Consider the following 24,164-nt stretch of genomic DNA (forward strand, 5'->3'; position numbering starts at 1 on the left):
GAACCCGCCCGCCCCGCCGAGTTCGAAGGTCCGGGACTGCTTCGACGGCGACTGCACCCTCCTGCTGGCCAAGCCCACCACGATCCCGCTGGACGCCAAGCGGTTCCACTACTCGTCGATGCGCGTGACGGCCTTCAGCGCGGACAGCCTCTCCTTCGCCGTCACCTACCCGCAGGGCGGCGGAACCCAGTCCAGCATCGGCCCCGGCCTCGGCAGCGCGAGCTTCGGTTTCCGCGGCTCACCGTCGATCGAGGTCGGCCTCACCCTCGTCGACGGCAAGCCCGCGCTGGTGCTCCAGCCGGGGCCGATCACCTGACACCCGGCCGCCACGACCTACTCGTGGTGGACCGGGGCGCGGGCGCCGTCGCGCAGGTCTTCGGCCCGCAGCAGGGGAGCGCCCGCCGTCTCGCGGAGGGAGAACGCCGCCACCAGGCCGAGGACCGCCGCCGCCATCAGGTACGGGCCGGGCACCAGGGTGCTGCCGGTCGCGGAGATCAGCACCGTCATCAGGTAGGGCACGGTGCCGGCGAACAACGCCGCGGTCAGGTTGTAGGCGATCGACAGGCCACCCTGCCGGGTGCGCGTCGGGAAGATCTCCGCCGACCACACCGCGTACGTGCCGAGGATCGCGGCGAGGATGACGCCCAGGCCGAGCCCGGCGATCCACGTCCCGGCCAGGCCGGTGCGCATCAGCAGGAACGCCGGCGTGGCGAGGACGAACAGCGCGATCCCGGCGCCGATCAGGACGGGCCGCCGCCCGACGCGGTCGGACAGCCGGCCGAACGCGGGAACCAGCAGCAGCCCGGCGAGCGAGATGACGGTGGACAGCAGCGCGGCGTTGCCCGCGGAGTGGCCGAGGTGGTCGGTTTCGTAGGTGACCAGGTAGGTCAGCACCGCGTAGAACGGGACGTGCATCATCGTCATCAGGCCCGCGGCCTGCAGCAGCTGCTTCTTGTTGTGCCGGAACAGTTCCCGCACCGGGCTGCGCGGGATGCTGCCGGTGGCCTCGAGCGCGCGGTACTCCGGGGTGTCCTCGATCTTGGTGCGGATGACGAACCCGATGACGCCCAGCGGTGCGGCGATGAGGAACGGGATCCGCCAGCCCCACGAGGCGAGCTGGTCCGGCGACAAACCCGTGGACAGCAGGAAGAACACGAACGATCCGGCGAGGAACCCCAGCAGCGAGCCCACTTCCAGCCAGCTGACGCCGAACCCGCGGCGGCGGCGTGGCGCGTGCTCGGCGAGGAAGCTGGCCGCGCTGCCGAACTCGCCACCCGCGGCGAACCCCTGCACCAGCCGCAGCAGCACCAGCAGCAGCGGCGCGAAGATCCCGAGCGTCGCATAGCCGGGAAGCAGTCCGATCGCGAGGGTCGCGCCGGACATGACGAAGATGACCAGCGACAGCGTGCGCTTGCGGCCGATGCGGTCGCCGAGCGGGCCGAACACCAGCGCGCCGACCGGGCGGATGCCGAAGGACACCGCGAACACCCCGAACACCGCGAGCAGGCCGGCGGTGCTGTTCTCGTCCGGGAAGAAGACGTCGGCGATCGTGCTGGCCAGGTAGGCGTAGGCGGCCCAGTCGAACCAGTGCACGAAGACGCCGACCGCGCCGGCCGCGACGCTGCGGCGCAGCGACGCGGGATCGGCGAGGGCCTCGGTGAGATCCCCGGCCGCGGGGGTGTTGCGGGTGGTCATGGTGCCTCCTCGGGTTCGCGGACGACGCTAAGCGCGGCCGAAGCATCGGACAAGAAGAAAGAGACGGAGCACTGCATCGGAAAATCCGAAGCAGAGCCGGTGAGCTGCGATGACACCGGGGCCCAACGGCGGGGTAACACAGAGTTCACAGTGGACGGTGCCGTTCAGGCGACGCGCCGGCCGGTGAGGGCCTCGGGTGTGGTGAGCTCACGCAGCTGCTCCTCGGTGAGCAGGGCCCGTTCCCGCACCACGTCCAGCGCCGGCCGTCCGGAGTGGTGCGCCTCCAGCGCGATCGCGCTCGCCGTCTCGTAACCGAGGACGGGGCTGAGCGCGGTCACCAGTCCGGTCGAGGCGGCCACCAGATCGGCGAGGTGCTCGCGGTGGGCCGTGATCCCGGCGACGCAGTGCCGGGTCAGCACCCCGATGCCGGCGGTGAGGTGGTCCAGCCCGGCGGTCAGCGCCCGGGCGATCACCGGTTCGAACGCGTTGAGCTGCAGCTGCCCGCCTTCGGCGGCGAGGGTGACGGTGACGTCGTGGCCGATGATCTCGAACGCGATCTGGTTGACCGCCTCCGGGATCACCGGGTTGACCTTGCCCGGCATGATCGAGGAGCCGGCCTGCCGGGCGGGCAGCGTGATCTCGCCGAACCCGGCGCGCGGACCGGACGACAGCAGCCGCAGGTCGTTGCAGATCTTCGACAGCTTGACCGCGACCCGTTTCAGCACCCCGGACAGCTGGACGAACACGCCCACGTCCTGGGTGGCTTCGATGAGGTCCGGGGCGGAGACGAGCGTGGGGATCCCGGTCAGCGCCCGCAGGTGCGCCACCGCGCGCTCGCGGTAGCCCGGGCGCGCGTTGAGCCCGGTGCCGATCGCGGTGCCGCCGAGGTTCAGCTCGTGCAGCAGCAGGCGCGCTTCGGCCAGGCGCTGCTCGTCCTCGGCGAGCGTGGCCGCGAAGGCGCCGAACTCCTGGCCCAGCGTCATCGGCACGGCGTCCTGGAGCTGGGTGCGGCCCATCTTGAGCACGTCGCCGAACTCGGCCGCCTTGGCGCCGAACGCGTCCCGCAGCCCGGCGAGCGCGGTGAGCAGTTCGGCGAGGTGGCGGTCGAGGGCGAGCTTGACCGCGGTCGGGTAGACGTCGTTGGTGCTCTGCCCGAGGTTGACGTGGTCGAGCGGGTGCAGCACGCCGTACTCGCCGCGGCGGTGCCCGAGCAGTTCCAGCGCCCGGTTGGCGATCACCTCGTTGGCGTTCATGTTCGTCGACGTCCCGGCGCCGCCCTGGATCAGGTCGACGACGAAGTGGTCGTGCAGCGCGCCGCCGCGGATCTCCGCGCACGCGGCGGCGATGGCCCGGGCCTTGGCCGGATCGAGCGCGCCCACCTCGGCGTTGGCCGCGGCGGCGGCCTGTTTCACCGCCGCGAGCGCGGTGACCAGGTGCGGCCGGTCCGCGAGCGTCTCCCGGGTGATCGGGAAGTTGGTCAGCGCGCGGGCGGTGTGGGCGCCGTAGTAGGCGTCCGCGGGCACGCTGATCTCGCCGAGCATGTCGTGCTCGATCCGGGACATCCTTGTCCTCCTGGATTCGGAAAAAGCTCAGGTGGGTGTGGGGACGGTGGCGCGGTCCACGCCGGTCCACGCGAGCGCGATCGCCCCGTCGAGCAGGGCCCGCTGGGCGGTGCCGCCGACGCAGAACGCGGCGAACTCGCGCTGGTGGTTGACCGCGGGCAGCGAACCGATGCCGATGTAGGGGTGGATCGCGGGGACGACCTGGGACACGTTGCCCATGTCGGTCGACGCGCGGTTCATCCGCGCCGCCGTGCCGGGCGGGGCGAACTCGCGGCCGAGCGCCACGGCGTTGGCCCGGTAGGCGGCCAGCGCCGTCTCGTCGGCGCGGAACTCCGCGTACGGCTTGCTTTCCGGCTCCACGCGCAGCTCGCAGCCGGTCGCCAGGGCGCCGGCTTCGAACGCGCGCATCACGCGGGGTTCGAGCTCGGCCAGCTCGGCCAGGGTCTCGGCCCGCACGTACCAGCGCCCGGTCGCGTTCTCCGGGATCGCGTTCGGCGCGTCGCCGGCGTGCGTGACGACGCCGTGCACCCGGGCCGAGGCCGGAAGCTGCTGGCGCAGCAGCCCGATCGCGACCTGCGCGACGGTGAACGCGTCCGCGGCGTTGATCCCCGCCTCGGGGTAGGCGGCGGCGTGGGCGGACTTGCCGGTGTAGGTGATCTTGGAGTGGCTCACCGCGAACGGGCGGGCCTCGGCGACGTCGACCGGCGCCGGGTGGACCATCATCGCCAGGTCCGCGCCGGTGAACGCGCCGCGGTCGAGCATCTCGATCTTGCCGCCGCCGCCCTCCTCGGCGGGGGTGCCGTACACCTCGACGGTGATCCCGGCGTCGTCGGCGACGGCGGCCAGGCCCAGCGCGGCGCCGACCGAGCTGGCGGCGATGAGGTTGTGCCCGCACGCGTGGCCCAGGCCGGGGAGGGCGTCGTACTCGGCGCACACCGCGATCCGGGTGGGGCCGCTGCCGAACCGGGCCAGGAACGCGGTGTCCAGGCCCAGGTAGCCCGCGGTGACCGTGAACCCGGCGCGGTCGAGCAGCTCGGGCACCATCGCGGCGGCCCGGTGCTCCTCCCACGCCGTCTCGGGGTCGGCGTGCAGCCGCTCGGACAGGCGGATCAGCTCGTCGGCGTGCCGGTCGATCACCGCGCGGGCGGCGTCCTTGGCGGCCATCACAGGTCCCCGGGAACGCCGTAGGACGGAGCCGAGGCGGGGTCGAGCGCGCGCCGGACGTAGTCGTCGCGCTGCGGCAGCCAGACCTCGAGGATCCCGGCCAGCCGGTCCACCGGGTCGTCGGCCCAGTCCACCCGCAGGTCGGTCACCGGCCAGTCCACGTCGGCCACCACGACCAGGCCGGCCGACCGCACCGGGCCTTCCTCGCCGCCGGCCGCCACCGCCGCCCGCAGCGCGGCGAGCAGGCGCTGTTCCAGCTCGCCGGTCGCCGCGGCGAACGCCTCGATCATCACCCCGGGGATGTGCTCGCCCGCGAGCATGTTCCCCGCCGCGACCGCGCCGTCCGCGGTCGCCGTCGCGTGCGTGCCCAGGGTGCGGGCGCCGCTGTAGGCGAAACCCGGCCCGGTGCGGCCGAGCACGGTCAGCTGCCGGTAGCCGATGTTCTCCGCGGCACCGGCCACTTCGGACAGTGCCTGCCCGGCGTCGCCGTGTTCGGCCAGGCGGTCCAGCAGCCGGGTGCCCAGCCGGGGGTCGGTGACGTTCTGCGAGGCGGCCGCGCCGACGCCGGGCCGCAGGTGCGCGACGCGGGCCACCACCGCCGGGCTGGAGGAGCTGGCGACGACACCGAACCGGTCGCCGTCGCGGGCCACGAGGGAAAAGGTCACCGTTCCTCCTCCGGGATCACCGCGATCGCGTCGATCTCGCACAGCCACTCCGGGCGGGCCAGCGCGGAGACCACCACGCCGGTCGAGATCGGGTGCACGCCCCTGGTCCAGCGGCCCACCACCCGGTAGACCGCTTCCCGGTACCGCGGGTCGATCAGGTAGATGGTCAGCTTGACCAGGTGCTCCATCCGGCTCCCGGCCTCTTCCAGGAGCATCTTGATGTTCGCCATCGCCTGCTCGGCCTGCGCCGCGGCGTCCCCGATGCCCACCGACTCGCTGGTGTCGAGGTTCTGCCCGATCTGCCCGCGCACGTAGACCGTGCCGTTCGCGACGACGGCCTGGCACAGGTCGTTGTCGAGGTTCTGGTCGGGATAGGTGTCGCGGGTGTTGAACGGGCGGATCCGTTTGTGCGTGGTCACGGGGATCAGCGTGACCGGCCTCGCAGCTTCTGTCCAACAGATGTTTCAGCACCACTGCATCGGAACCGTTGATGCTCTGAGCATCGAGAAAACAGATGTTCAAGGCCAACAACATCTGTTGGACAGGAAATCTCGGGGCCACCAGGATTCGGTGAGGCACACACAACCGAGGTGGAGGTCTGGATGTCGAGCCGAGAGGTGGAGGTCCTCGTCGTGGGCGGGGGCCAGGCCGGGCTGGCGATGAGTGAGCACCTGAGCGACTGCGGGGTGCCGCACCTCGTCCTGGAGCGGCACCGGATCGCCGAGCGCTGGCGCACGCAGCGGTGGGACTCGCTGGTGGCGAACGGCCCCGCGTGGCACGACCGCTTCCCGGGGCTGGAGTTCGGCGACCTCGCCCCCGACGCGTTCGCGTCCAAGGACCAGATCGTCGGCTACTTCGAGGCCTACGCGGAGAAGATCGCCGCGCCGATCCGCACCGGGGTGGAGGTGACCTCGGTCCGCAGGCACACCGGCCGGCCCGGATTCCGCGTGGAGACCTCCGACGGGGCGCTCGACGCGCGGTTCGTGGTCGCCGCGACCGGGCCGTTCCAGCGGCCGGTGATCCCGCCGATCGTCCCGGACGACGCCGGGCCGGTGCAGATCCACTCCAGCTCGTACCGGAACCCGGAGCAGCTGCCCGAGGGCGCCGTGCTCGTCGTCGGGGCCGGCTCGTCCGGAGTGCAGATCGCCGAGGAACTGCACCGGTCGGGGCGGCGCGTGTACCTGTCGGTGGGCCCGCACGACCGCCCGCCCCGCCGGTACCGCGGGCGGGACTTCTGCTGGTGGCTCGGGGTGCTGGGCAAGTGGGACGCCGACACCCCGCCGCGCGGCGCGGAACACGTCACCATCGCCGTCAGCGGCGCCCGCGGCGGGCACACTGTGGACTTCCGCGCCCTGGCCGCGCTCGGTATCAATCTCGTCGGCATGACCAGCTCGTTCGACGGCGGCACCCTCCGGTTCAACCCGGACCTGGGCGCCAACATCGCCCGCGGCGACGCGAACTACCTGGCGCTGCTCGACGAGGCCGACGCCTTCGTCGAACGCAACGGCCTGGACCTGCCCGAGGAGCCGGAGGCACGGGAACTCGGTCCCGACCCGGCCTGCGTCACCGACCCCACCCTCGAACTCGACCTCGCCGCCGCCGGGATCACCTCGATCGTGTGGGCGACCGGCTTCGCCGTCGACTACGGCTGGCTGCAGGTCGACGCGCTCGACGAGAACGGCAGGCCGCGGCACCGCCGCGGCGTCTCCACCGAACCCGGCGTGTACTTCCTGGGCCTGCCCTGGCTGGCGCGGCGCGGATCGAGCTTCATCTGGGGCGTGTGGCACGACGCGAAGTTCGTCGCCGACCACATCACCACCCAGCGCGGGTACCTGCGGCAGTGAGGTCAGCGGTCCGGGTGCGCGTAGAGGTCGCGGCACAGCTTGACGAACTCCTGTGACCGCCGGGTCAGGCGCACGCCGCGCATCCACGCGACGACGATCTCCAGCGGCGCGACCTCGTCGGTGACCGTGAGCGGGACGGCCCGCGCGCCCGCGTAGGTCGTCTCCACCGGCGGGCGCTGGTTGAGCACCGCGAACCCGTGACCGTGCGCGACGAGGGCGCGCACGGTCTCGTACCCGCTGGTGCGGTGGCGGATCACCGGCTCCACACCGGCGTCGCGCAGCACCGACTGCAGGTATTCGCGGCTGTTGGGCAGATCGAGCAGCACCATGGGCTCACCGGCCAGCTGCGCCAGCGACACCGTGCCGCCCTTGCGCTTGGCGAGCGGGTGGTCCGGCGCCACCAGCACGTAGGGCGGCGCGGTGTCCACGACGACGTGCTCGATGTCGTCGTCGAGGTCGTAGCCGTACAGCAGCGCGACCTCGCACTTCCCGGCCCGCAGCGCCGCCTTCAGCGCGGAGTGCTCGCCCTCGCGGACCGACACCCGCACCTGCGGGTGGCGTCGCTCGAACTCGGCGAGCAGGCTGGGCAGCCGGAACGGCGCCAGGGTCGAGAAGCAGCCGACCGTCAGCGACCCGACGAGCTCGGTCCCGGCCTGCCGGGCCGCTTCGACGAGTTCGGCGCCGTGGGCGAGGAAGTCCAGCACCCGCTGGTGGAACTCCTGGCCCGCGGTGGTGAGGCTGAGCCCGCGCGCGTGGTGGCGCAGCATCAGCTGCACGCCCAGCTCCCGCTCCAGCTGCGCGATCGCGGTCGACACCGCCGACTGCGACACCATCAGCTCCCGCGAGGCGGCGGTCATGCTCAGGTGCCGGGCCGCCGCCTCGAAGTACCGCAGCTGGACGAGGGTGAAGGAGGGCTCGCTCACCGCGTCATCCTGCCTCGCCGCCCCCGGCGCCGCCACGACCGGGGCCCGGTGCGGGTCCGTCCACACCGGATCCGGGCCGGCGGCCGGGCACCCGCGGCCGGGTCAGCGGCCGTGCCAGTCCAGGCACACCACGGTCGAGTCGTCGGTGGCCGCGGTGTGGTCGCGGAACCCGCTCATGTGGTCCAGGATCGCGCTGGGGACGTGGGCCGCGGGCAGCTCCCGGGTGGTGTGCATGACTTCCGACAGCGCGGCCAGCTGCGCCTGCTCCCGGGCCGGCGCGGCGCCGTAGACCCCGTCGCTGACCAGGATCAGCCGGTCGCCGGCCTCGACCCGGAAGTGCTCGCTGCGGTAGGGGGTGTCCTCGAACATGCCCAGCGGCAGCTGCTGCTCGAACACCATCGGCTCCGCCTCGCCGCCGCGCAGCCGCCACAACCGCGGTGAGCCCGCGTCGATGGCCTCCACCTCGGAGGTGGTCAGGTCGAACCGCAGCAGCAGGGTGGCCACGTGCGCGCGGCCGCGGTACTTCGCGTACACGGCCTGGTCGGCGAGCATGGCCTGGTCGGCCAGCGGCCCGCCGGCCCGGCGGGCGTTGCGCAGGGCGTTGACCGCGAGGTTGGTCAGCAGCGACGCGTCGATCCCCTCGCCCATCCCGTTGGAGACGGTGAGGATCAGGTGGTCGGCGCTGGTGGACCAGTCGAAGTTGTCCCCGCGGATGGCGTAGGCCGGTTGCAGCTGCGCGCCGATGCGGAACTCCGGCCGGGCGCAGGAGCGGCCCGGCAGCAGCTGCCACTGCATCTCGGCCGCGAGCGTCAGCCGCCGCGCGCGCCGCGCCTGCAGGTACAGGTCGGTGTCCCGCTCGGCGATGATGATCTCGTGGCCCAGCGCGTCGGCCAGGTGCAGCAGGCCGGCCACCGCCGCGTCCGCCGGCGCGGCGGGCAGGTCCACCGACAGCACGCCCAGCCGGTCCCCGCGCACGCTGACCGGGAGGAACAGGGTGACCGCGCCGCCGTCCGCGGGCCGGGCCACCGCCTGCTGGCTGGTGAACGCCTCGCCCGCGACGCTGCCCGCCACCGGCAGCGGCCGGGTGGTGTAGGGCAGCGTCGCGACCGGCTGCAGCATGGTCAGGCCGTAATCGGCCATGAGCAGGTCCGCTCCGATAGCCTGGAAGTGCTCGGCCAGGTGCGCGCGCACCACGTCGAGCAGCTCGTGCGGTGCGGCCGATCTCAGCTCCTGGTCGATGCTGACTGGGGTGGTCACGCTCGGGTCCGCCTTTACCGATGCCGGACGACCGCCGGGAGGCGGCCGTCACCAACGAGATCGCAGCCGCCAGCACTGTGACCGGGCCCGGCACCGGGGCCGTCCTGACAGCACAGCATAGAGATGCGACAGTGGACGATGTGAATCACGTGGACGAGCCGGCGGCGACCGAGAGCCTGGCGCGGCTCGTCGTCGAGGTCGCCGAGTTGCTCGACGTGATGTGGGAGGGCGCGCGCGACACCTCGCCGGTGCCGCTGTCGGCGTCGCAGCTGCGCGCGGTGGTCGCCCTGGAGCAGGCCGCCGGGGTCAGCCTGAGCGCGCTGGTCCGCGCGCTGGACTCCACCGCGCCGTCGGTGAGCAGGCTGTGCGACCGGCTGGAGGCCGTCGGCTTCCTCCACCGGGCCCCCAATCCCAGCAGCCGCCGCGAGGTGCGCCTGTCGCTGACCCGGGAGGGCCACGCGTACCTGGCCGACCTGCGTGCGCGGCGCCAGCACCGGCTCGGCTCCGTCGTCGAGCGGATGCCCGCGCACGCGCGGGCGGCGCTGCTGGACGGACTGACCGCCTTCCGGGACGCGACGCGCGCGCTGACCGGCGAGCCGGCGGCCGAGTAGCCCACGCGCATCCACTCCTCCACCGGGCTGTCCCGGCGCTGCGGGATCCACTAACATTTGTCGAACGACAACAGTTTAGCGCCTCAAGCAGCTCGCGTGCATCCGGCCCGTCATGGTCCCGATCGCCGGTCCGGGTTCGCCGCGGGTGGCTACGAAGGGCGGAACGATGGTGCACGACGGACGCCGGCGTGCGAGAGCCGCACCCAGGCCCGCCCCATGCCCCCGACGCGAGCCCGAGCGGCAAGGGGCCCGCGTTGACCTCGGCCGGTGAGACCCTGCCCGGCGGCATCGAGCTGATCCGGGACGACAACGACCTGCTCGGCGGGCGGCACGCGGTGCGCCGGGTCGCGCTCCAGCTGGGCTTCGACCTGGTCGGCCAGACGATGATCGTCACGGCGGCCAGCGAACTGCTGCGCAACGCGGTGGTGCACGGGGGCGGCGGCACGTTGTCCATCGAGACGGTGGTCGCGCCGGACGGCCGCTACGGGGTGCGCCTCACGGTGCGTGACCTCGGCCCCGGCATCACGGACATCGCGGCGGCGATGGCGGACGGCTACAGCACGACCGGCGGCCTGGGCCACGGCCTCAGCGGCACGCGCCGCATGGTGGACGAGTTCGAGATCCGGTCGGCGCCGGGGGAGGGCACGACAGCCACGGTGCTGCGCTGGACCCGGTGAGACGATCCATTGTGGAGAGTGCGGCTGCGGCCCCGCGCCCGGCGGAGGGCCGGGCTGGCAGACTGCCGCGGTGACTCTGTTGTTCCGAGGTGAGCTGCACGTGCACTACGGGCAGTTCTCCGTGGAGAGCCGGACGGACGGGTTCTTCGACGGGTTGACCGACGCGCGCGGCGGCCAGTCCAACGGGTTGTGCGGGGCCGCGGTGCCCGGTCTGCTGTTCCTCACCACGGGCCTGCACACCGGGAACGTCGAGGTCACGGTGGAGGTCCTCGACGCGCCGCCGCCGGTGGGGCCGGACTGGGAGGACGTCGTCGAGGTCTCGTTCCGGCCGGCGACCGCGACGGTGCGGCTCGTGCAGTGGACGGCCGAGGCGAGCTGGCCGCTGGACCTCGCGCCGGTCTCCTACCGCGTCCGGTACTGCGCGTCCGGCATGGACCGGGCCCGGGAGCGGGACACCCGGCTCGACGGGGAGCCGCTGCTCGACCGGTACCTGCTCCAGCTGTGGCCCGCGCCCCCGGCGGCCGACGCGGTCGTGCGCCAGACCAGTGCGATCGCCGCCTACTGGCACGACCACGCCCGGACCCTGCCGCCTCCGCCCACCCCGGAGCAGCGGGAGGCCGCCCGGCGGCAGGAACGTCTCGCCCGTGAACGCGCGCTCCGGGAGGCCGCGTGGGCCGCCGAGGTGCGGCGGTGGGGTGGCCGGCCACCGGGCGAGCGGCTCAGGCGGGTGAACGGCGGCCTGGTCCTGGCGGCGCTCGACCGCGATCTCACCGAGGCGATCGAGCAGCTCGACGAGACCACGCAGCGCGCCGTCGCGGTGTGGGTGGCCCGCCGGGCCTGCGCGGAGGCCGGCCTGGACGGTCTCGACTGGGTCGCACCGGCGCTGGCCGCGCTCGGCGAGGGCACCGCCGTCCCGCCGCCGTTCGACGATCACGTCGCCCTGTTCGACCGGCTCGGCGGCAACGCCCGCGTGGTCTACACGACGGTGTCCTCCTACGACGGGCGCCACGCCCGCGTCTCCCAGCAGCACGCGGCGCTGCCCGCGGTGTGTTCGGCCGCCGCCGCCGATCCGTTGGCCGCGGCGGCCGAGACCCTGTTCCACGCCACCGTCACCGTCGGCGGCGGATATCCCCGGCTCTTCGCCGCTTTGCGCCAGGCGTTCCCGGCCCTGTCCCGGTGACCGGCGCCGCCCACCGCCACGGCACGCCTCCGGTGCTCAGGGCCGCGTAGCGCTCACGCGCCCAGGGCGGCCAGCACCAGCGCGGTGATCCCGGCCCGGTGGGCCGGGCTGTCCTGCCACCGCAGCCGCCGGCCGGCCTCGACCACCACGCCGAACCCGGCGTGCACCAGCACCCGCGCCTGACGCGAGCCGAGGTCCGGGCGCACCGCCCGCAGCTGCTGCTCCCACACGGCGATGTGCTCGCGCTGCGCGGCGACCAGCGGCCGCCGCACGTCGTCGGGCAGGCCGACGATCTCGGCGTTGGCGACCGTGGTGAGCGCGTGGTACTCGAAGCTGTAGGCCACGTACGTCGCCGCCAGCGTGGCGAGCGCGTCGCGCGGGCCGGTCACCCCGCGCAGGTTGTGGTCCACCGCCTGGGTCAGCAGTCCGGCCGCCTGCAGGCACGCGGCCGCGAGGATGTCGGCCTTGCCGGGGAAGTAGCGGTACAGCGCGGACGGGACGAGTCCCACGGCCTCGGCGATCCGGCCGTTGGTGACGGTGGCGAACCCGTCGCGTTCGAACAGCGGGACCGCGGCTGCGAGGATCTCCGAGCGCCGGGTCCGGGGCACCGGCTGCACGGGCAGTTCGACCAGCCGCGGGCTCGCGCCGGCTGCCGGATCGGCCGCCACCACCCGCAGTGCGGCGTCCCGCAGCAGGTCCTCCAGCCGGCGCTGGGCGATCGAGGTGTGGTGCATCGTGATGGACCCGATCGCGCCCAGCGCCGCCACCGCCCGCAGGTGTTCCCCGGGCAGCGGGTGTTCCCGCCGCACCACCTCCGCCACGCGCTCGACCACCCGCGTGAACTTCCCCCGCAGCACCCGGCGGTCGTCGCGGTCGAGGTAGCGGGCCTCCCACCGGTACACGCCGCCGGAGGCGCGGTGGGCGACGGTGACGCGGGTGACGGCGGCGAGCACGTCGGCCAGGGACGCCTCCGGCGGCACCTCGTCGAGCGTGCGGACGAGCCGGTCGGCCATGACGTTCGCGCACTCGGCGAACAGCGCGTACTTGTTCGGGAAGTGCCGGTACAGCGCGGCCGCGGTGATGCCCACCCCGGCGGCGATCTCCTCCATCGACGCCGCGTGGTAGCCGCGCTCGCTGAACACCCGCCCGGCCGCTTCCACGATGAGCTGCCTGCGGTTGCGGGGCCGGACGGCCGCGGCCGGCTCGGCGGTCACCGTGGGTCGGACGTACGCGGGGACTGGGCCATACGCGCCAGTCAACCACGAAGCGCGCCCCCGGCCGCCGCGCCCGCGCGCGGCACGTCTTGCCGACCGGTGCCCACCGCCGATATGTTAATGAGAAATCTCCCCTGGAGCTGGCAGTTGACACCGCACCAAACCTACCGAGGAAGCTAGGTAAGTAAATGAGCGATCTCAACCGAAGGCGAGCACTGTCGCTGGGTGTGGCACTCGGCCTGGCGGGCGCGGCGAGCGCCACCCCGGCGTGGGCGTGGTCCCCGGCGCGCTCGGTCGCCGGCACCGGCTCGGGCACCGACCCGTGGTGGGTCTGGGACGACGAGGTGGACGACCTGGTCGCCGGGCTCTTCGCCACCGGCCGGATCCCCGCGGTGAACACGGCGATGGCGTCCTGGGTGAACAACCGCGATCCGTTGCCCGCCGGCCTGCCCGCCGAACTGACGGCCCACCTGCAGAAGGTCAACCGGTTGCCCGCCTGGGCCGACCCGGTCAAGCTGCGCCGCGCCGCGGACTTCAACCGGCGCAAGGACACCTACCTGTTCATGCTCTACGGGCTGGGCAGCGGCATCATGAGCACGGTGATCCCGCGCGAGGCCAAGTCGGTGTACTGGTCCGCGGGCGGCGCCGACATGAAGGACCGCGCGGCCAAGACGTTCACCTTCGGCTACGACCTGAGCGATCTGAACGCGTTCGAACCGTCGGGCCAGTTCGTGGTCACCGCCAACAAGACGCGCCTGGTGCACGCCGCGGTGCGGCACCTGCTGCCGCAGTCGCCGCACTGGAAAGCGGTTGCCGACGAGCAGATCCCGATCAGCAACGGGGACATCCTGGTCACCTTCCACAGCCTGGGCACCTTCGTGCACCGGAAGCTGATCGAGTGGAAGGTCCCGATGTCGGCCGCCGACGAGGAGGCGTTCCTGCACTCCTGGCAGGTCGCCATCCACCTGCTCGGCGTGCGCGACGAGTTCATCCCGAAGACCTGGGCGGACGCCGACGCGCAGTCGGCGCAGGTGCTCACCCCGCTGCTCGCGCCGACGTTCGAGGGCCACGAGCTGGCCGAGGACCTGCTCGGCCAGACCGCGCAGGTCGACCTGGGCGTCACGCGCGGCTTCCTCAACGAGTTCGTGCGGTACGTGCTCAGCGACGAGATCGGCGACTGGCTCGGCCTGCGCCGCGACTACGCCGCCGCCGGCCTGATCCGCGCCGGGTGGCCGGCCTACATCGCGTTCCGGGAGGGGCTGCTGCCGGTCGCCCCGGCCGGGTTCTACATGTTCGACCAGTTCATCCGCGCCCTGGCGATGCTGTTCCTCAACAACGGCAAGTCGCCGACGACCACCCCGATCACCATCCCCACCGGGAACCGGCCGGGTACCTGACACCGTCCCGCGGGGCGGTCCGGCCGCCCCGCGGGTGCCGGTCAGTCCAGCAGGTCCTCGATCCGGATCGGGATGTGGCGGACCCGGATGCCGGTGGCGTTGTGGATCGCGTTGGCGACCGCCGCCGCCACGCCGACGGTGCCGATCTCGCCGAGGCCCCGGGCGCCGAGGTCGTTGTGCAGCGTGTCCGGGTACTCGACGAAGTGCACGTCGATGCCGGGGATGTCGGCGTTGACGGGGATCAGGTAGCCCGCGAGATCGGCGTTGGCGAACCGGCCGCCGGTCTCCACCTCGAAGCCCTCGTGCAGCGCCGCCGACACGCCCCAGATCATGCCGCCCTGGAGCTGGCTGCGCGCCGCCCGCTCGTTGATGATCCGGCCGCCGTCGAAGACCCCGAGCATCCGCGACACCCGGGCCTCGCGCGTGAGGCGGTGCACCCGGACCTCCGCGAACTGCGCGCCGAACGAGCTGAACGAGTGCTTGGTCAGCTCCTCGCCGGGCGCCGACGAGCCGACCGCCGTCAGGCTCGGGCGGCCCGCCGCGCGCAGCACCTCGCCGAAGGTCATCGACCGGCCCGCGCCGTGGACGCGGCCGTCGGCGTAGGTGACCTCCTCACCGGCGAACGGGGCTCCCGGGGCCGAGGCCACCGCGAGCAGCTCGTCGATCACCTGGGCCGCGCCCGCCATGATCGCGGTGCCCGCGCTGGCCGTGGCGGTCGAGCCGCCGGACATGCCGCCGGGCGGCAGCGCCGAATCGCCGAGGCGGGGCGTGATCCGCCCGGGTGCGATGTCCAGCGATTCGGCGCCCACCAGCGACAGCACGGTCAGCAGCCCGGTTCCCGGGTCCGCCCCGCTGGTCTGGATGTCCGCGGTGTCGTCCGCGTTGAGGGTGACCCCGACCGACGCCGGGAACCGGAGCGCGGGGAACATCGCCACGGCCATCCCCATGCCGACGAGCCAGTCGCCGTCGGCGCGTCCCCGCGGCGCGCGCTCGGCCCAGCCGAACCGCTCCGCGCCGATGCGGAAGCACTCGTCCAGGTGCTTGCTCGACCACTGCAGGTCCCGGCCGGGCGGCGCGAGCGAGTTGTTCCGCAGCCGCAGCTCGATCGGGTCCATGCCGAGCGCGTCGGCCAGCTCGTCCATCGCGCTCTCCAGCGCGAACGACCCGGGCGCCTCGCCGGGCGCGCGCATGAACGTGGTCGGCGGGAGGTGCAGCGGCACGATCCGCTGGCTGATCGCCAGGTTCCGCGTCGCGTACCACTCGCGGGAGGTGCCGTGCGAGGTCGGCTCGATGAACGACCGGGCGGAGTCCGTGCTGCACCACGAGTCGTGCCGCAGCGCGACGAGCGTGCCGTCCCGTTCGGCGCCCAGCGTGATCCGCTGCACCGTCGCCGCCCGGCCCGCCGTCGCCGTGAACACCTGCTCCCGCGTGAGCGCCGCCTTCACCGGCCTGCCGAGCGCGCGGGAGGCGGCGGCCGCCAGGAACGCCGGCGCCGAGGTGCGGCCCTTCCCGCCGAACGCGCCGCCCACGAAGGGGTTCACCGCCCGCACCGCCGACGGCTCCAGCCCCAGCGCCATGGCCAGTTCCACGGCCTGCAGATTGGCCGCCTGGTTTCCACTGTAGACGGTGAGCGTGCCGTCGGCCCACGCCGCGACGGCCGAGTGCGGCTCCATCGGGGTGTGGTGCTGGGCCGCCGTGCGGTAGGTCGCGTCGACGACCGCCGGGCTGGCGGCGAGCGCCTCCTCGATCGAGGAGACGCCGTCCTCCAGCACGGTGAGCGTCGGTGGCGCGTCCACGTGCCCGGGCGCGGCCTCGACGGCCGTGTCCAGCCCGTCCTCCAGCGACGTCAGCGCGGGCAGCTCGCGGTAGCTGACCTCGACCAGCGCGGCGGCGTCCCGCGCCTGCTCGAACGTCTCCGCCACGACGAAGCCGATCGGCTGGCCGACGTAGGTGACTTCCTTGTCCTGCAGGGGAACCCACGTGTCCCCGAACATCGGTGTGGTCACGGGGTTCAGCGTCAGCGGGTCGAACGGCGAATACACCCCGAGCACGCCCGGGGCGCTCTTCGCCGCGGTGACGTCCATGCTCTCGATCTCGCCGTGCGCGATCGTGCTGACCACGACGTAGCCGTGGACCATGCCGGGCAGGTTGCGGTCCAGCGCGTACTCGGCGCCGCCGGTGACCTTCAGCGGCGCGTCCAGCCGTGCGGGCATCAGCGGCTCCCCTCGGTGACTTCGAGCAGGGCGCGGACGATCGTCCGCGGCAGCAACGTCAGCTTGAAAGCGTTCTCCGCCAGCGGTTTCGCGCCCTCGATGGCGAGTGCGGCCGCCGCCGTGAAGGACTCCTCGGTGGCGGGTTTCCCGCGCAGCGCCGCTTCGACGGCGGTGAGGCGCCACGGCACGGTGGCCACCCCGCCGGCCGCCACCCGGGCGTCGGCGACGAGCCCGTCCCGCACGTCCACGGCGACCGCGGCCGAGCACAGCGCGAACTCGTAGGACTGCCGGTCGCGCACCTTGACGTAGGCCGAGTGCGCGGCCCAGTCCAGCCGCGGCACGACGACCTCGGTGATCAGCTCACCGGGGCGCAGATCGTGCTCGTGCTGCGGGGTGTCGCCGGGGGTGCGGTAGAAGTCGGCGAGCGCGACGACGCGCTCGCCGCCGGGCCCGGCGAGCCGGATCCGGGCGTCGAGCGCGACGAGGGCGACCGCCACGTCGCTGGCGTGCGTGGCGACGCACGCCTCGCTCGTGCCGAGCACCGCGTGCATCCGGTTCGCGCCGGTGATCGCGGGGCAGCCGCTGCCCGGGTCGCGCCGGTTGCACGGGGTGGTCACGTCCCGGAAGTACGTGCACCGCGTGCGCTGCATCAGGTTGCCGCCGATGCTCGCCATGTTGCGCAGCTGCTGCGACGCGCTGAGCAGCAGGGCGCGCGAGATCACCGGATACACGCCGGGGTGCGCGGCGATGTCGGCCAGCAGCTCCGGCGCGCCGATCCGCAGCCCGTCGCCGGTGTCGATGCCGCGCAGCGGGAGCCCGTTGATGTCCAGCACGTGCCGCGGGGTCAGGACGTCGAGCTTCATCAGGTCGACCAGCGTGGTGCCGCCGGCCAGGAACGTGCCGGACGAGCCCAGCGCGTCGGCGACGGTCGCCGGGGCGGTCAGCTCAAAGGGACGCATCGGCCCTCCTCGCCCGCTCCACGGCCGCGACGATGTTCGGGTAGGCCGAGCAGCGGCAGAGGTTGCCCGACATGAACTCGCGGACGTCCTCGACGTCCTGCTCGACGGCGGCCACCGCGGACATGATCTGCCCCGGCGTGCAGAACCCGCACTGCAGCGCGTCCTGCTCGGCGAAGGCCCGCTGCACGGGGTGCAGTTCGTCCCCTGTGGACAGTCCCTCCACCGTGGTGACCGGCTCGGTCACGGTGGCGGCGAGGGTGAGGCAGGACAGCACGGGCCGGCCGCCGACGTGCACCGTGCAGGCGCCGCACTGGCCGCGGTCACAGCCCTTCTTGGGGCCGGTGACGCCGAGCCGTTCGCGCAGCGCGTCCAGGAGCGTCACGCCGGGGCCGACGCTCAGGTGTGCGGGGTGGCCGTTCACTTCGAGTGAGATGTCCACTGATCTCTTCCCTGACAGCGTGGGGGAAATGGAACCGGATAAATATCCGCTAGCGCTGGAATCGACGGTATCGGATTACAATCCGCTTCGCAACGCACAGTACCCCCGGAGCTGCTCCAGGTGGCCGGGTTACGGTGGTCCGGCACCGGGCGAGGGAGGGACTATGACGACGGGTTCGGTCAGCCCGCGGCGTGCCGACACCCGGCGCAACCACGAGCGCATCCTCGCCGTCGCGGCGGAGACCCTCGCCGGGACGGGCGAGGTGTCGTTCAACGCGATCGCGAAACGGGCCGGGGTCGGCGTGGGCACCGTCTACCGGCATTTCCCCACGCCCGCGGACCTCATCCTGGCCGTGTACGAGCGCGAGGTGCGGCACCTGGTCGAGGTCGTGCCGGAGCTGCTGGAGCACGCCGGCCCGGCCGGGGCGTTCCGCACCTGGACGACGGACCACCTGGCGCCCTACATGATGACCAAGCGCGGCCTGGCGAAGGCGCTGGCCGCGGCGACGGCGCAGCGCGGGACGCTGCCGGCCGGCGCCGTGCAGTCCATCCGCGACGCGATGGGCACCCTGCTCCGGGCCAACGTCGAGGCCGGCTCGGTGCGGCCGGACGTCGACACCGAAACCGTGATGCGCGGCCTGCTGGGTCTGCTCCACCTCGACCCGGACGGCGACTGGCAGCGCGAGAGCGCGGATCTGGTCGACCTCGTGTGGCGCGGAATCCGCGCGGACTGACGCGATTGTGTGAAACGTGACCCGCGTCGCGGCTCCGTTCGCTAAGGTTCACCGGCGGCTCGTGCCGAGCGGCGTCCTTGGGGGAGAGGTGCACACGAATGCGGCGAACACTGGTGGCGGTGACGTGCCTGGCGGCCGTGATCACGGTGAGCGGGTGCGGAGGGTCGGGCGACGATCCGGTGACGGGGCCGGCCACCTCGGCGTCGGCCGGGCGGGCGTCCACGTCCACGGCGCCCGAGGCCAAGACCGCTGACCCGCCCACGGCGTTCGACGCCGCCGCCGCGGTCGCCCTGCCCACCACCGCGCTGCGCGCCAACGCGGCCGGCTCGGTGGTGTCGACGTTCGCCGCTCTGCGCGACCGGACCGCCTACATCATCACCCCCACGGCCCTCACCGCGGTGGACGTGCTGACCGGGCAGCAGAAGTGGACCGTCCCGGTCGACGGCGAGCCCGGCGACCCGAACGGCCAGAGCGGGCCGTTCGTCAACCCCACCGGCCCGCGTCCCCCGGCGGTCACCGACGAGCTCGCCGTGGCTGCCGTGCCGGTCGTCATCCCGGAACGGGGCACCACTCCGGCCTCGATCGCGTTGTCGGTCGTCGCGGCGGAGGCGGAGTCGGGCACCAAGCGGTGGCAGGTGGACATCCCGCTGTCGAGCAGCCCCTACGCCGACGCGCAGAACGCCGTCACGCAGGTCGTCGCCGTCACCCGCACCGCCGTGATCGCCAGTTACGGCAAGCAGGACGAGGACCACCTCACCGTCGCGCTCGACCCCGCCAGCGGGCGGATCCTGTGGGACCGCAAGGACTACCACGCCGGCAGCGTCCACGGCGACGTCCTCGTCGGCACCGACTACAACGTGCCGGAGAACTCCTCGATGACCCAGGCCACCGCGGTCGACGTGACCACCGGTCAGCAGAAGTGGGTGGGCGCCCGCGAGTCGAGCCGGCTCACGATGATCCCCGCCGATCCGTCGCTGGTCGTGGTCAACCGCACCGACTACGGGACCGGTCACCCGTTCCTGCTGTTCCTCGACCCCGCCACGGGCGCGGAGAAGGTCAAGCTGGAGGGCGAGCGCGGGTTCGGTTCCCGCGCCTACGGCGAGTGCCTCTACGACGAGCGCTCGGTTCTGCTGTGCCAGCAGGACGGCGTGCTCACCGGCTACGACGCGAAGACCGCGGCGAAGCTGTGGAGCCTGCCCGACCGGGCCGCCAACCGCGTCGCGCCGGGCAGCGTCACCACCGCCTGGCACGGCGCGGTCTACGGCACCACCGAGGGCGGGCAGCCCATCGTGCTGGACGCCGCGACGGGCCGGGACCGCTCCACCGAGCCCGGCGCCGTCCCGGTCCTGGTCAGCAGGTACGCCGGCATCGGCGTGGATGACAACGGCACCCCCGTGGCGTATCCGGTCAAGGGGTGAGCGCTCCGCCGGAAACGTTGTGACGGACAACGCCACCCGGGGATCGCGGCGCATGTCGGGGCCGAGCTTCCGAGGTCCATTCCGCGGGGTGGCCGGCGCACGCCCCCGGGATCAGTGGTCGTTGTACCACTGCGCGGTGCGCTGGTAGGCGTAGGGCGTTCCGGACTTGTGCAGGTAGACGCGGAAGTTGATGTAAGCCTTCTCCGGCAGGTTGTGCCCGGGCTCGCTGGCGTCCGCGAGGTCGCAGTTTCCGCTTCCGCCCGCGCTGAGGGTGTAGGAGCCGCCGTTCCAGTACACCTCGAGGCCCGCAGCCCAGCCGTCCGCCTCCTGGTCGCAGACGTAGACGTAGTCGCCGTGCTCGGTGAACCAGGCGACGCCACCGGGGTCGGCGTCGGCGGTCGTCACTTCGTGGTCGATGGCGGCGGCCTCCGGGGCGCCCACGAGCGCGCCGGTGAGGAGGCCGGCGGTGATGACCCCGGCGAGTTTGTGTGAGCGTTTCATCGCACCTTCATGGTTTCGCGTCCGTGCTGTCGGAGGAATGCTCGCAGGCACGGCCCGCAGGGGAGGGACGTTCCGCTGATGCCCGGGCCGCGGATGCGCCGCCGGCCGGGATACGCGGTGTGCGGTTCCGGTGCGGTTCCGGTACGGACTGCCCTCGCCGGGGGAGGGCGAGTGCGAGCGCGGCCACCACGACCAGGATCGCGGCGATGGCGAGGAACGCGCGCCCGTAGCCCGTGTCCGGGGTTCCGGTCAGGGTGACCAGCACCGCGAGTCCGAGCGCGCCCCCGAACTGCTTGGTGGTGTTCATCAGGCCGGACGCGGCTCCGGCGTGCGCCGGGTCGACGCCGGAGGTGACCGTGGTCGTGAGCGGCGTGTTGAGCAGCCCGCTGCCGACCGAGAACACGATGGCCGGCCCGAGGACACCGGCGGCGTAACCGCTTTCGGCGGTCATCCGGCTCTGCCACCAGAACCCCGCCGCGGCGATCAACGCCCCGGCGAAGACCAGCACCCGGGCGTCGACGTGACGCATCAGCCACGGCGTGACCCGCATCCCGACCGCGATCGTCACCAGCGTGTGGGGGAGGAAGCCCAGGCCGGTCTGCAGCGGGCTGTAGTGCAGGGACTCCTGCATGGACAACGTCAGGAAGTACCACATCGGGTTCAGGCAGGCACCCGCCAGCAGCATCGCCACGTTGCCCACCGGGATCGCCCGCGACCGGAACAACGACAGCGGGATCAGCGGCACCCGCGCGAACCGCGCTTCGACGACGACGAACACCAGGATCGCCACCGCCCCGGCGGCCAGGGCCGTGCTGGGCACCGGCGCACCCCACCCGTGGGTGCGGGCTTCCCCGATGCCGTAGGTCAGCGCCCCGAGCCCGGCCGTGGCGAGCACCGCGCCCGTGACGTCGAGGCGCTGCCCGGGCCCGCGGTCGCCGGCCGGCAGGAACCGGGCGGCCAGGAGGATCGCGACGGCGCCGAGCGGCACGTTGATCAGCAGAACCCACCGCCACGACAGGTATTCGGTCAGGACCCCGCCGACGAGGTTGCCCGCGGTGCCGCCCGCGAGCCCGAGGGCCGTCCACGCGGCCAGGGCTCGTGTCCGCGCGCCGCCTTCGGGGAAGGTGGTGGTGAGAACGGTCAGCGTGGCCGGGGCGAGCACGGCCGCTCCCAGGCCCTGCGCCGCACGCGCGGCGATCAGCAGGGACGCGGAGTTCGCCAGACCGCCGGCGAGGCTGGCCCCGGCGAACAGGGCGAGCCCGGCGACGAAGACCCGCCTGCGGCCGAAGACGTCCGCGAGCCGTCCGCCCAGCAGCAGGAACCCGGCGAACGTCAGCGTGTAGGCGTTGACCACCCACGGCAGGCCGGCCTCGCCGAAGCCGAGCGCCCGCTGCACCGAGGGCAGCGCGACGTTGATCACCGAAACGTCGAGCACCACCATGAACTGCGCCGCGCACACCAGCGCGAGCACGACCGCGCCCCCGGGCCGCATCGCCGTCCCGCCGCATGTTCCCGAACTCCGCACGCTCCGCTCGCCCCCGATCTGTCTGTGGTACATCCGTATCATATACGCTTGTACCACAACCGGGGAAGGGACGGTGGCATGCCGAAGACCGTGGACCACGCGCAGCGGCGGGCTCAGATCGCCGAGGCGCTGGTGCGGGTCGCGGCGCGGGAGGGCCTGCACGCGGTGACGATGCGGGCCGTGGCCGCCGAGGCCGGGATCTCGCTGCGCCTGGTGCAGTACTACTTCGCCACCAAGGCCCAGCTCATGCTCGGGGCGCTACGGCATCTGGAGCGGGAGAGCCACCAGCGGTGGGCGCACCGGCTGGCCGGGCTGCCCGAGCCGGTCCCGCCGCGGGAGTTCATCGAGGCGTTCCTCGTCGAGGCGCTGCCCACCGACGAGCGGAGCCGGGTGTTCCACCTGGTCGGCACCTCGTACGCGGTGCTGGCGATGACCGACCCCGAGCTCGCGCACGAACCGTTCATCGCCGGGGTGGACGAGCTGGACCGCCTGCTCACCGGCGCGCTGACGCGAGCCCAGGCGGACGGGCAGGTGCCCCCGGACGTCGACGTGGCCGCCGAAGTGGCCCGGCTGCTCGCGCTCAACCACGGGCTGGGCACCAGCGTGCTGATCGGCCAGCGCACCACGGAGGACGCTCGCTCCGTGCTGCGTTATCACCTGGACCAGCTGTTCGGCCGGTCCTAGGTGTACTGCCTGGGGAGGTTGTGAACGGGACGCGTAGTTGGATGATCTTGATGTGAGGGAGGACCTCCGGGTTCGGTGTGGATCACCACAATCTGCACCGCACCTCGGGAGGTCCTCGTGTCTCACGGTAACGCCCCGTTGACTCCGACCGGTCGGCTGCGTCTGGCCCGGTGTGTCGCGGAGGAGGGGTGGCCGCTGCGGCGGGCGGCGGAGCGGTTCCAGGTGTCGGTGGCCACCGCGAAGCGGTGGACTGACCGCTACCGCGCTGAGGGTGAGGCCGGGATGGTGGACCGCTCCTCACGGCCACACACCTGTCCCCACCGGACCCCGACACGCACCGAGCGCCGGATCATCAAGGTGCGGGTGCTGCGCCGGTGGGGACCCGCCCGCATCGCTGCCCTGCTGGGGTTGGCCGCCTCCACGGTGCATCGGGTGCTGGCCCGCTACGGCCTGGCGCGGCTGGCTGATCTGGACCGGGCCACCGGGCGGGTGGTGCGCCGCTACGAACGGGCCACCCCGGGCGAGTTGGTGCACGTCGACATCAAGAAGCTGGGCAACATCCCCGACGGCGGCGGCCACAAGATCTGCGACCGCGCCACCGGCAACCAGCACCGCAAGGCCACCACTACCGCCCGTTACCCCCACGGCAAACCCCAGATCGGCTACAGCTACCTGCACAACGCCGTGGACGACCACTCCCGCCTGGCCTACACCGAGATCCTGCCCGACGAGACCACGACCAGCGCGGTCGCGTTCTGGACCCGGGCCCAGGCGTTCTTCGCCTCCCACGGCATCACCGTGCAGCGGGTGCTGACCGACAACGGCTCCTGCTACCACTCCCGCGACTGGCGCGACACCCTCACCGCCGCCGGCATCCAGCACAAACGCACCCGCCCCTACCGCCCCCAAACCAACGGCAAAGCCGAGCGCTTCAACCGCACCCTGCTCAACGAATGGGCCTACGCCCGCCCCTACCACTCAGAAACCGCGCGGCGCGCCGCCTTGCCCCACTTCCTCCACCACTACAACCATCACCGACACCACACCAGCATCGGCGGCCCACCCGCCACCCGCATACCCAACCTCACGGGACAGAACACCTAGGCCGTGTCCGAGGAAACCTTCGCCCGGGTGCGGACGTCGTGGATGAGGATGGCGGCGCGGTAGCCACCAGCTGCCGGAGCACCACACCTCAGGCGCCCTCCGGGCGGGCGGTGGCCGGGCACGAACCGCAGCGGGTGGGCCCGCGACCGCGCGCCCGGCGACACCTGCTCTAGTGGCTGCCGGCGAGTTCGCCGGTCAGCTTGCCGTGCATGCGGGCGCTGTGCTCGTTCAGGCCGACGATCTCGACGGTCTTGCCGCGGGAGGCGTACTTGGTGGTGATGGCGTCGAGGGCGGCGACGGTGGAGGCGTCCCAGATGTGGGCGTCCGTGAGGTCGATGATCACGGTGTCCGGGTCGCCCGTGTAGTCGAACTGGTAGACGAGGTCGTTGCTGGAGGCGA

Annotated in this window: 24 protein-coding genes; 10 read left to right on the forward strand and 14 right to left on the reverse strand. The window is 72.9% G+C overall.

Going from position 1 to position 24,164, the window contains the following annotated elements:
- Positions 1–316, forward strand: a 316-nt coding sequence (locus D0D15_RS29355; RefSeq protein ID WP_162830683.1) for a hypothetical protein, incomplete at its 5' end; no start/stop codon positions are given.
- A 17-nt stretch (positions 317–333) separates the two neighbouring features.
- On the opposite strand, the gene D0D15_RS29360 is transcribed toward D0D15_RS29355, so the two are convergent.
- The 5 genes from D0D15_RS29360 to D0D15_RS29380 form a co-directional block, all read right to left on the reverse strand.
- Positions 334–1,695, reverse strand: coding sequence for an MFS transporter (locus tag D0D15_RS29360; RefSeq protein ID WP_094005447.1), 1,362 nt, complete (start codon positions 1,693–1,695; stop codon positions 334–336).
- Between the two features lie 164 nt (positions 1,696–1,859).
- Positions 1,860–3,257, reverse strand: a complete 1,398-nt coding sequence (locus D0D15_RS29365; protein ID WP_094005448.1) for an aspartate ammonia-lyase — start codon at positions 3,255–3,257, stop codon at positions 1,860–1,862.
- A 27-nt stretch (positions 3,258–3,284) separates the two neighbouring features.
- Positions 3,285–4,421 (reverse strand): M20 family metallopeptidase, encoded by a 1,137-nt coding sequence (locus D0D15_RS29370; RefSeq protein ID WP_094005449.1) that lies wholly within the window; start codon positions 4,419–4,421, stop codon positions 3,285–3,287.
- Positions 4,421–5,086, reverse strand: a complete 666-nt coding sequence (locus D0D15_RS29375; protein WP_094005450.1) for a DUF1028 domain-containing protein — start codon at positions 5,084–5,086, stop codon at positions 4,421–4,423. The genes D0D15_RS29370 and D0D15_RS29375 overlap by 1 nt, the downstream gene beginning before the upstream one ends.
- The gene (locus D0D15_RS29380; protein ID WP_094005451.1) at positions 5,083–5,505 is read right to left on the reverse strand and encodes a RidA family protein; all 423 of its coding nucleotides are present in this window, start codon (positions 5,503–5,505) and stop codon (positions 5,083–5,085) included. Before D0D15_RS29380 ends, D0D15_RS29375 begins: the two co-directional genes overlap by 4 nt.
- A 183-nt stretch (positions 5,506–5,688) precedes the next feature.
- Between D0D15_RS29380 and D0D15_RS29385 the strand changes: the two genes are divergently transcribed.
- A complete protein-coding gene (locus D0D15_RS29385; protein WP_094005483.1) occupies positions 5,689–6,930 on the forward strand; it encodes a flavin-containing monooxygenase in 1,242 nt (413 codons plus the stop codon).
- A 2-nt stretch (positions 6,931–6,932) separates the two neighbouring features.
- Here D0D15_RS29385 and D0D15_RS29390 read toward each other — a convergent pair whose 3' ends face one another.
- Positions 6,933–7,853 (reverse strand): LysR substrate-binding domain-containing protein, encoded by a 921-nt coding sequence (locus tag D0D15_RS29390; protein ID WP_094005484.1) that lies wholly within the window; start codon positions 7,851–7,853, stop codon positions 6,933–6,935.
- 102 nt (positions 7,854–7,955) lie between these two features.
- On the reverse strand, positions 7,956–9,110 hold the full coding sequence (locus D0D15_RS29395) for a PP2C family protein-serine/threonine phosphatase (protein WP_094005452.1): 1,155 nt from the start codon (positions 9,108–9,110) through the stop codon (positions 7,956–7,958).
- 131 nt (positions 9,111–9,241) lie between these two features.
- Here D0D15_RS29395 and D0D15_RS29400 point away from each other — a divergent pair, with 131 nt between their 5' ends.
- From D0D15_RS29400 to D0D15_RS29410, 3 genes are all read left to right on the forward strand, one after another.
- Positions 9,242–9,721: a MarR family transcriptional regulator gene (locus tag D0D15_RS29400; RefSeq protein ID WP_338024707.1), complete on the forward strand. Its 480-nt coding sequence runs from the start codon at positions 9,242–9,244 to the stop codon at positions 9,719–9,721.
- A gap of 254 nt (positions 9,722–9,975) precedes the next feature.
- Complete coding sequence (locus D0D15_RS29405; protein ID WP_162830684.1) at positions 9,976–10,398, forward strand: anti-sigma regulatory factor; 423 nt, start codon at positions 9,976–9,978, stop codon at positions 10,396–10,398.
- A gap of 70 nt (positions 10,399–10,468) precedes the next feature.
- Positions 10,469–11,578: a hypothetical protein gene (locus tag D0D15_RS29410; protein ID WP_094005454.1), complete on the forward strand. Its 1,110-nt coding sequence runs from the start codon at positions 10,469–10,471 to the stop codon at positions 11,576–11,578.
- 53 nt (positions 11,579–11,631) lie between these two features.
- On the opposite strand, the gene D0D15_RS29415 is transcribed toward D0D15_RS29410, so the two are convergent.
- Positions 11,632–12,792 (reverse strand): TetR/AcrR family transcriptional regulator, encoded by a 1,161-nt coding sequence (locus D0D15_RS29415; RefSeq protein WP_115944918.1) that lies wholly within the window; start codon positions 12,790–12,792, stop codon positions 11,632–11,634.
- A 188-nt stretch (positions 12,793–12,980) separates the two neighbouring features.
- On the opposite strand from D0D15_RS29415, the gene D0D15_RS29420 reads away from it, so the two are divergent.
- Positions 12,981–14,189 (forward strand): oxygenase MpaB family protein, encoded by a 1,209-nt coding sequence (locus D0D15_RS29420; protein WP_115944919.1) that lies wholly within the window; start codon positions 12,981–12,983, stop codon positions 14,187–14,189.
- A gap of 41 nt (positions 14,190–14,230) precedes the next feature.
- Here the strand turns inward: D0D15_RS29420 and D0D15_RS29425 are convergent, their stop codons facing one another.
- The 3 genes from D0D15_RS29425 to D0D15_RS29435 are packed head-to-tail and all read right to left on the reverse strand — an operon-like array spanning position 14,231 to position 17,800.
- On the reverse strand, positions 14,231–16,402 hold the full coding sequence (locus D0D15_RS29425; RefSeq protein ID WP_094005457.1) for a xanthine dehydrogenase family protein molybdopterin-binding subunit: 2,172 nt from the start codon (positions 16,400–16,402) through the stop codon (positions 14,231–14,233).
- Entirely contained in the window at positions 16,402–17,361 is a 960-nt protein-coding gene (locus tag D0D15_RS29430) for an FAD binding domain-containing protein (protein ID WP_115944920.1), read from the reverse strand. Before D0D15_RS29430 ends, D0D15_RS29425 begins: the two co-directional genes overlap by 1 nt.
- A complete protein-coding gene (locus D0D15_RS29435; protein ID WP_094005459.1) occupies positions 17,348–17,800 on the reverse strand; it encodes a (2Fe-2S)-binding protein in 453 nt (150 codons plus the stop codon). Before D0D15_RS29435 ends, D0D15_RS29430 begins: the two co-directional genes overlap by 14 nt.
- 163 nt (positions 17,801–17,963) lie before the next feature.
- Between D0D15_RS29435 and D0D15_RS29440 the strand changes: the two genes are divergently transcribed.
- Entirely contained in the window at positions 17,964–18,533 is a 570-nt protein-coding gene (locus D0D15_RS29440; protein WP_094005460.1) for a TetR/AcrR family transcriptional regulator, read from the forward strand.
- Between the two features lie 98 nt (positions 18,534–18,631).
- Positions 18,632–19,951 carry an outer membrane protein assembly factor BamB family protein gene (locus tag D0D15_RS29445; RefSeq protein WP_094005461.1) on the forward strand — a complete coding sequence of 440 codons (1,320 nt, stop codon included), beginning with the start codon at positions 18,632–18,634 and terminating at the stop codon, positions 19,949–19,951.
- A 111-nt stretch (positions 19,952–20,062) separates the two neighbouring features.
- Here the strand turns inward: D0D15_RS29445 and D0D15_RS29450 are convergent, their stop codons facing one another.
- Positions 20,063–20,452: a hypothetical protein gene (locus D0D15_RS29450; RefSeq protein WP_094005462.1), complete on the reverse strand. Its 390-nt coding sequence runs from the start codon at positions 20,450–20,452 to the stop codon at positions 20,063–20,065.
- Positions 20,453–20,459: 7 nt separating this feature from the next.
- A complete protein-coding gene (locus tag D0D15_RS29455) occupies positions 20,460–21,944 on the reverse strand; it encodes an MFS transporter (protein WP_094005463.1) in 1,485 nt (494 codons plus the stop codon).
- A gap of 111 nt (positions 21,945–22,055) precedes the next feature.
- On the opposite strand from D0D15_RS29455, the gene D0D15_RS29460 reads away from it, so the two are divergent.
- Together D0D15_RS29460 and D0D15_RS29465 are read left to right on the forward strand one after the other, a co-directional pair.
- Positions 22,056–22,661 (forward strand): TetR/AcrR family transcriptional regulator, encoded by a 606-nt coding sequence (locus tag D0D15_RS29460; protein WP_094005464.1) that lies wholly within the window; start codon positions 22,056–22,058, stop codon positions 22,659–22,661.
- A 117-nt stretch (positions 22,662–22,778) separates the two neighbouring features.
- Positions 22,779–23,765 (forward strand): IS481 family transposase, encoded by a 987-nt coding sequence (locus D0D15_RS29465; protein ID WP_094005465.1) that lies wholly within the window; start codon positions 22,779–22,781, stop codon positions 23,763–23,765.
- A gap of 169 nt (positions 23,766–23,934) precedes the next feature.
- On the opposite strand, the gene D0D15_RS29470 is transcribed toward D0D15_RS29465, so the two are convergent.
- A partial coding sequence (locus D0D15_RS29470) for an STAS domain-containing protein (RefSeq protein ID WP_162830686.1) occupies positions 23,935–24,164 on the reverse strand: 230 nt, incomplete at its 5' end.

Origin of the sequence: Amycolatopsis thermalba, from assembly GCF_003385215.1 — a bacterium.
GTDB lineage: Bacteria > Actinomycetota > Actinomycetes > Mycobacteriales > Pseudonocardiaceae > Amycolatopsis_E > Amycolatopsis_E thermalba.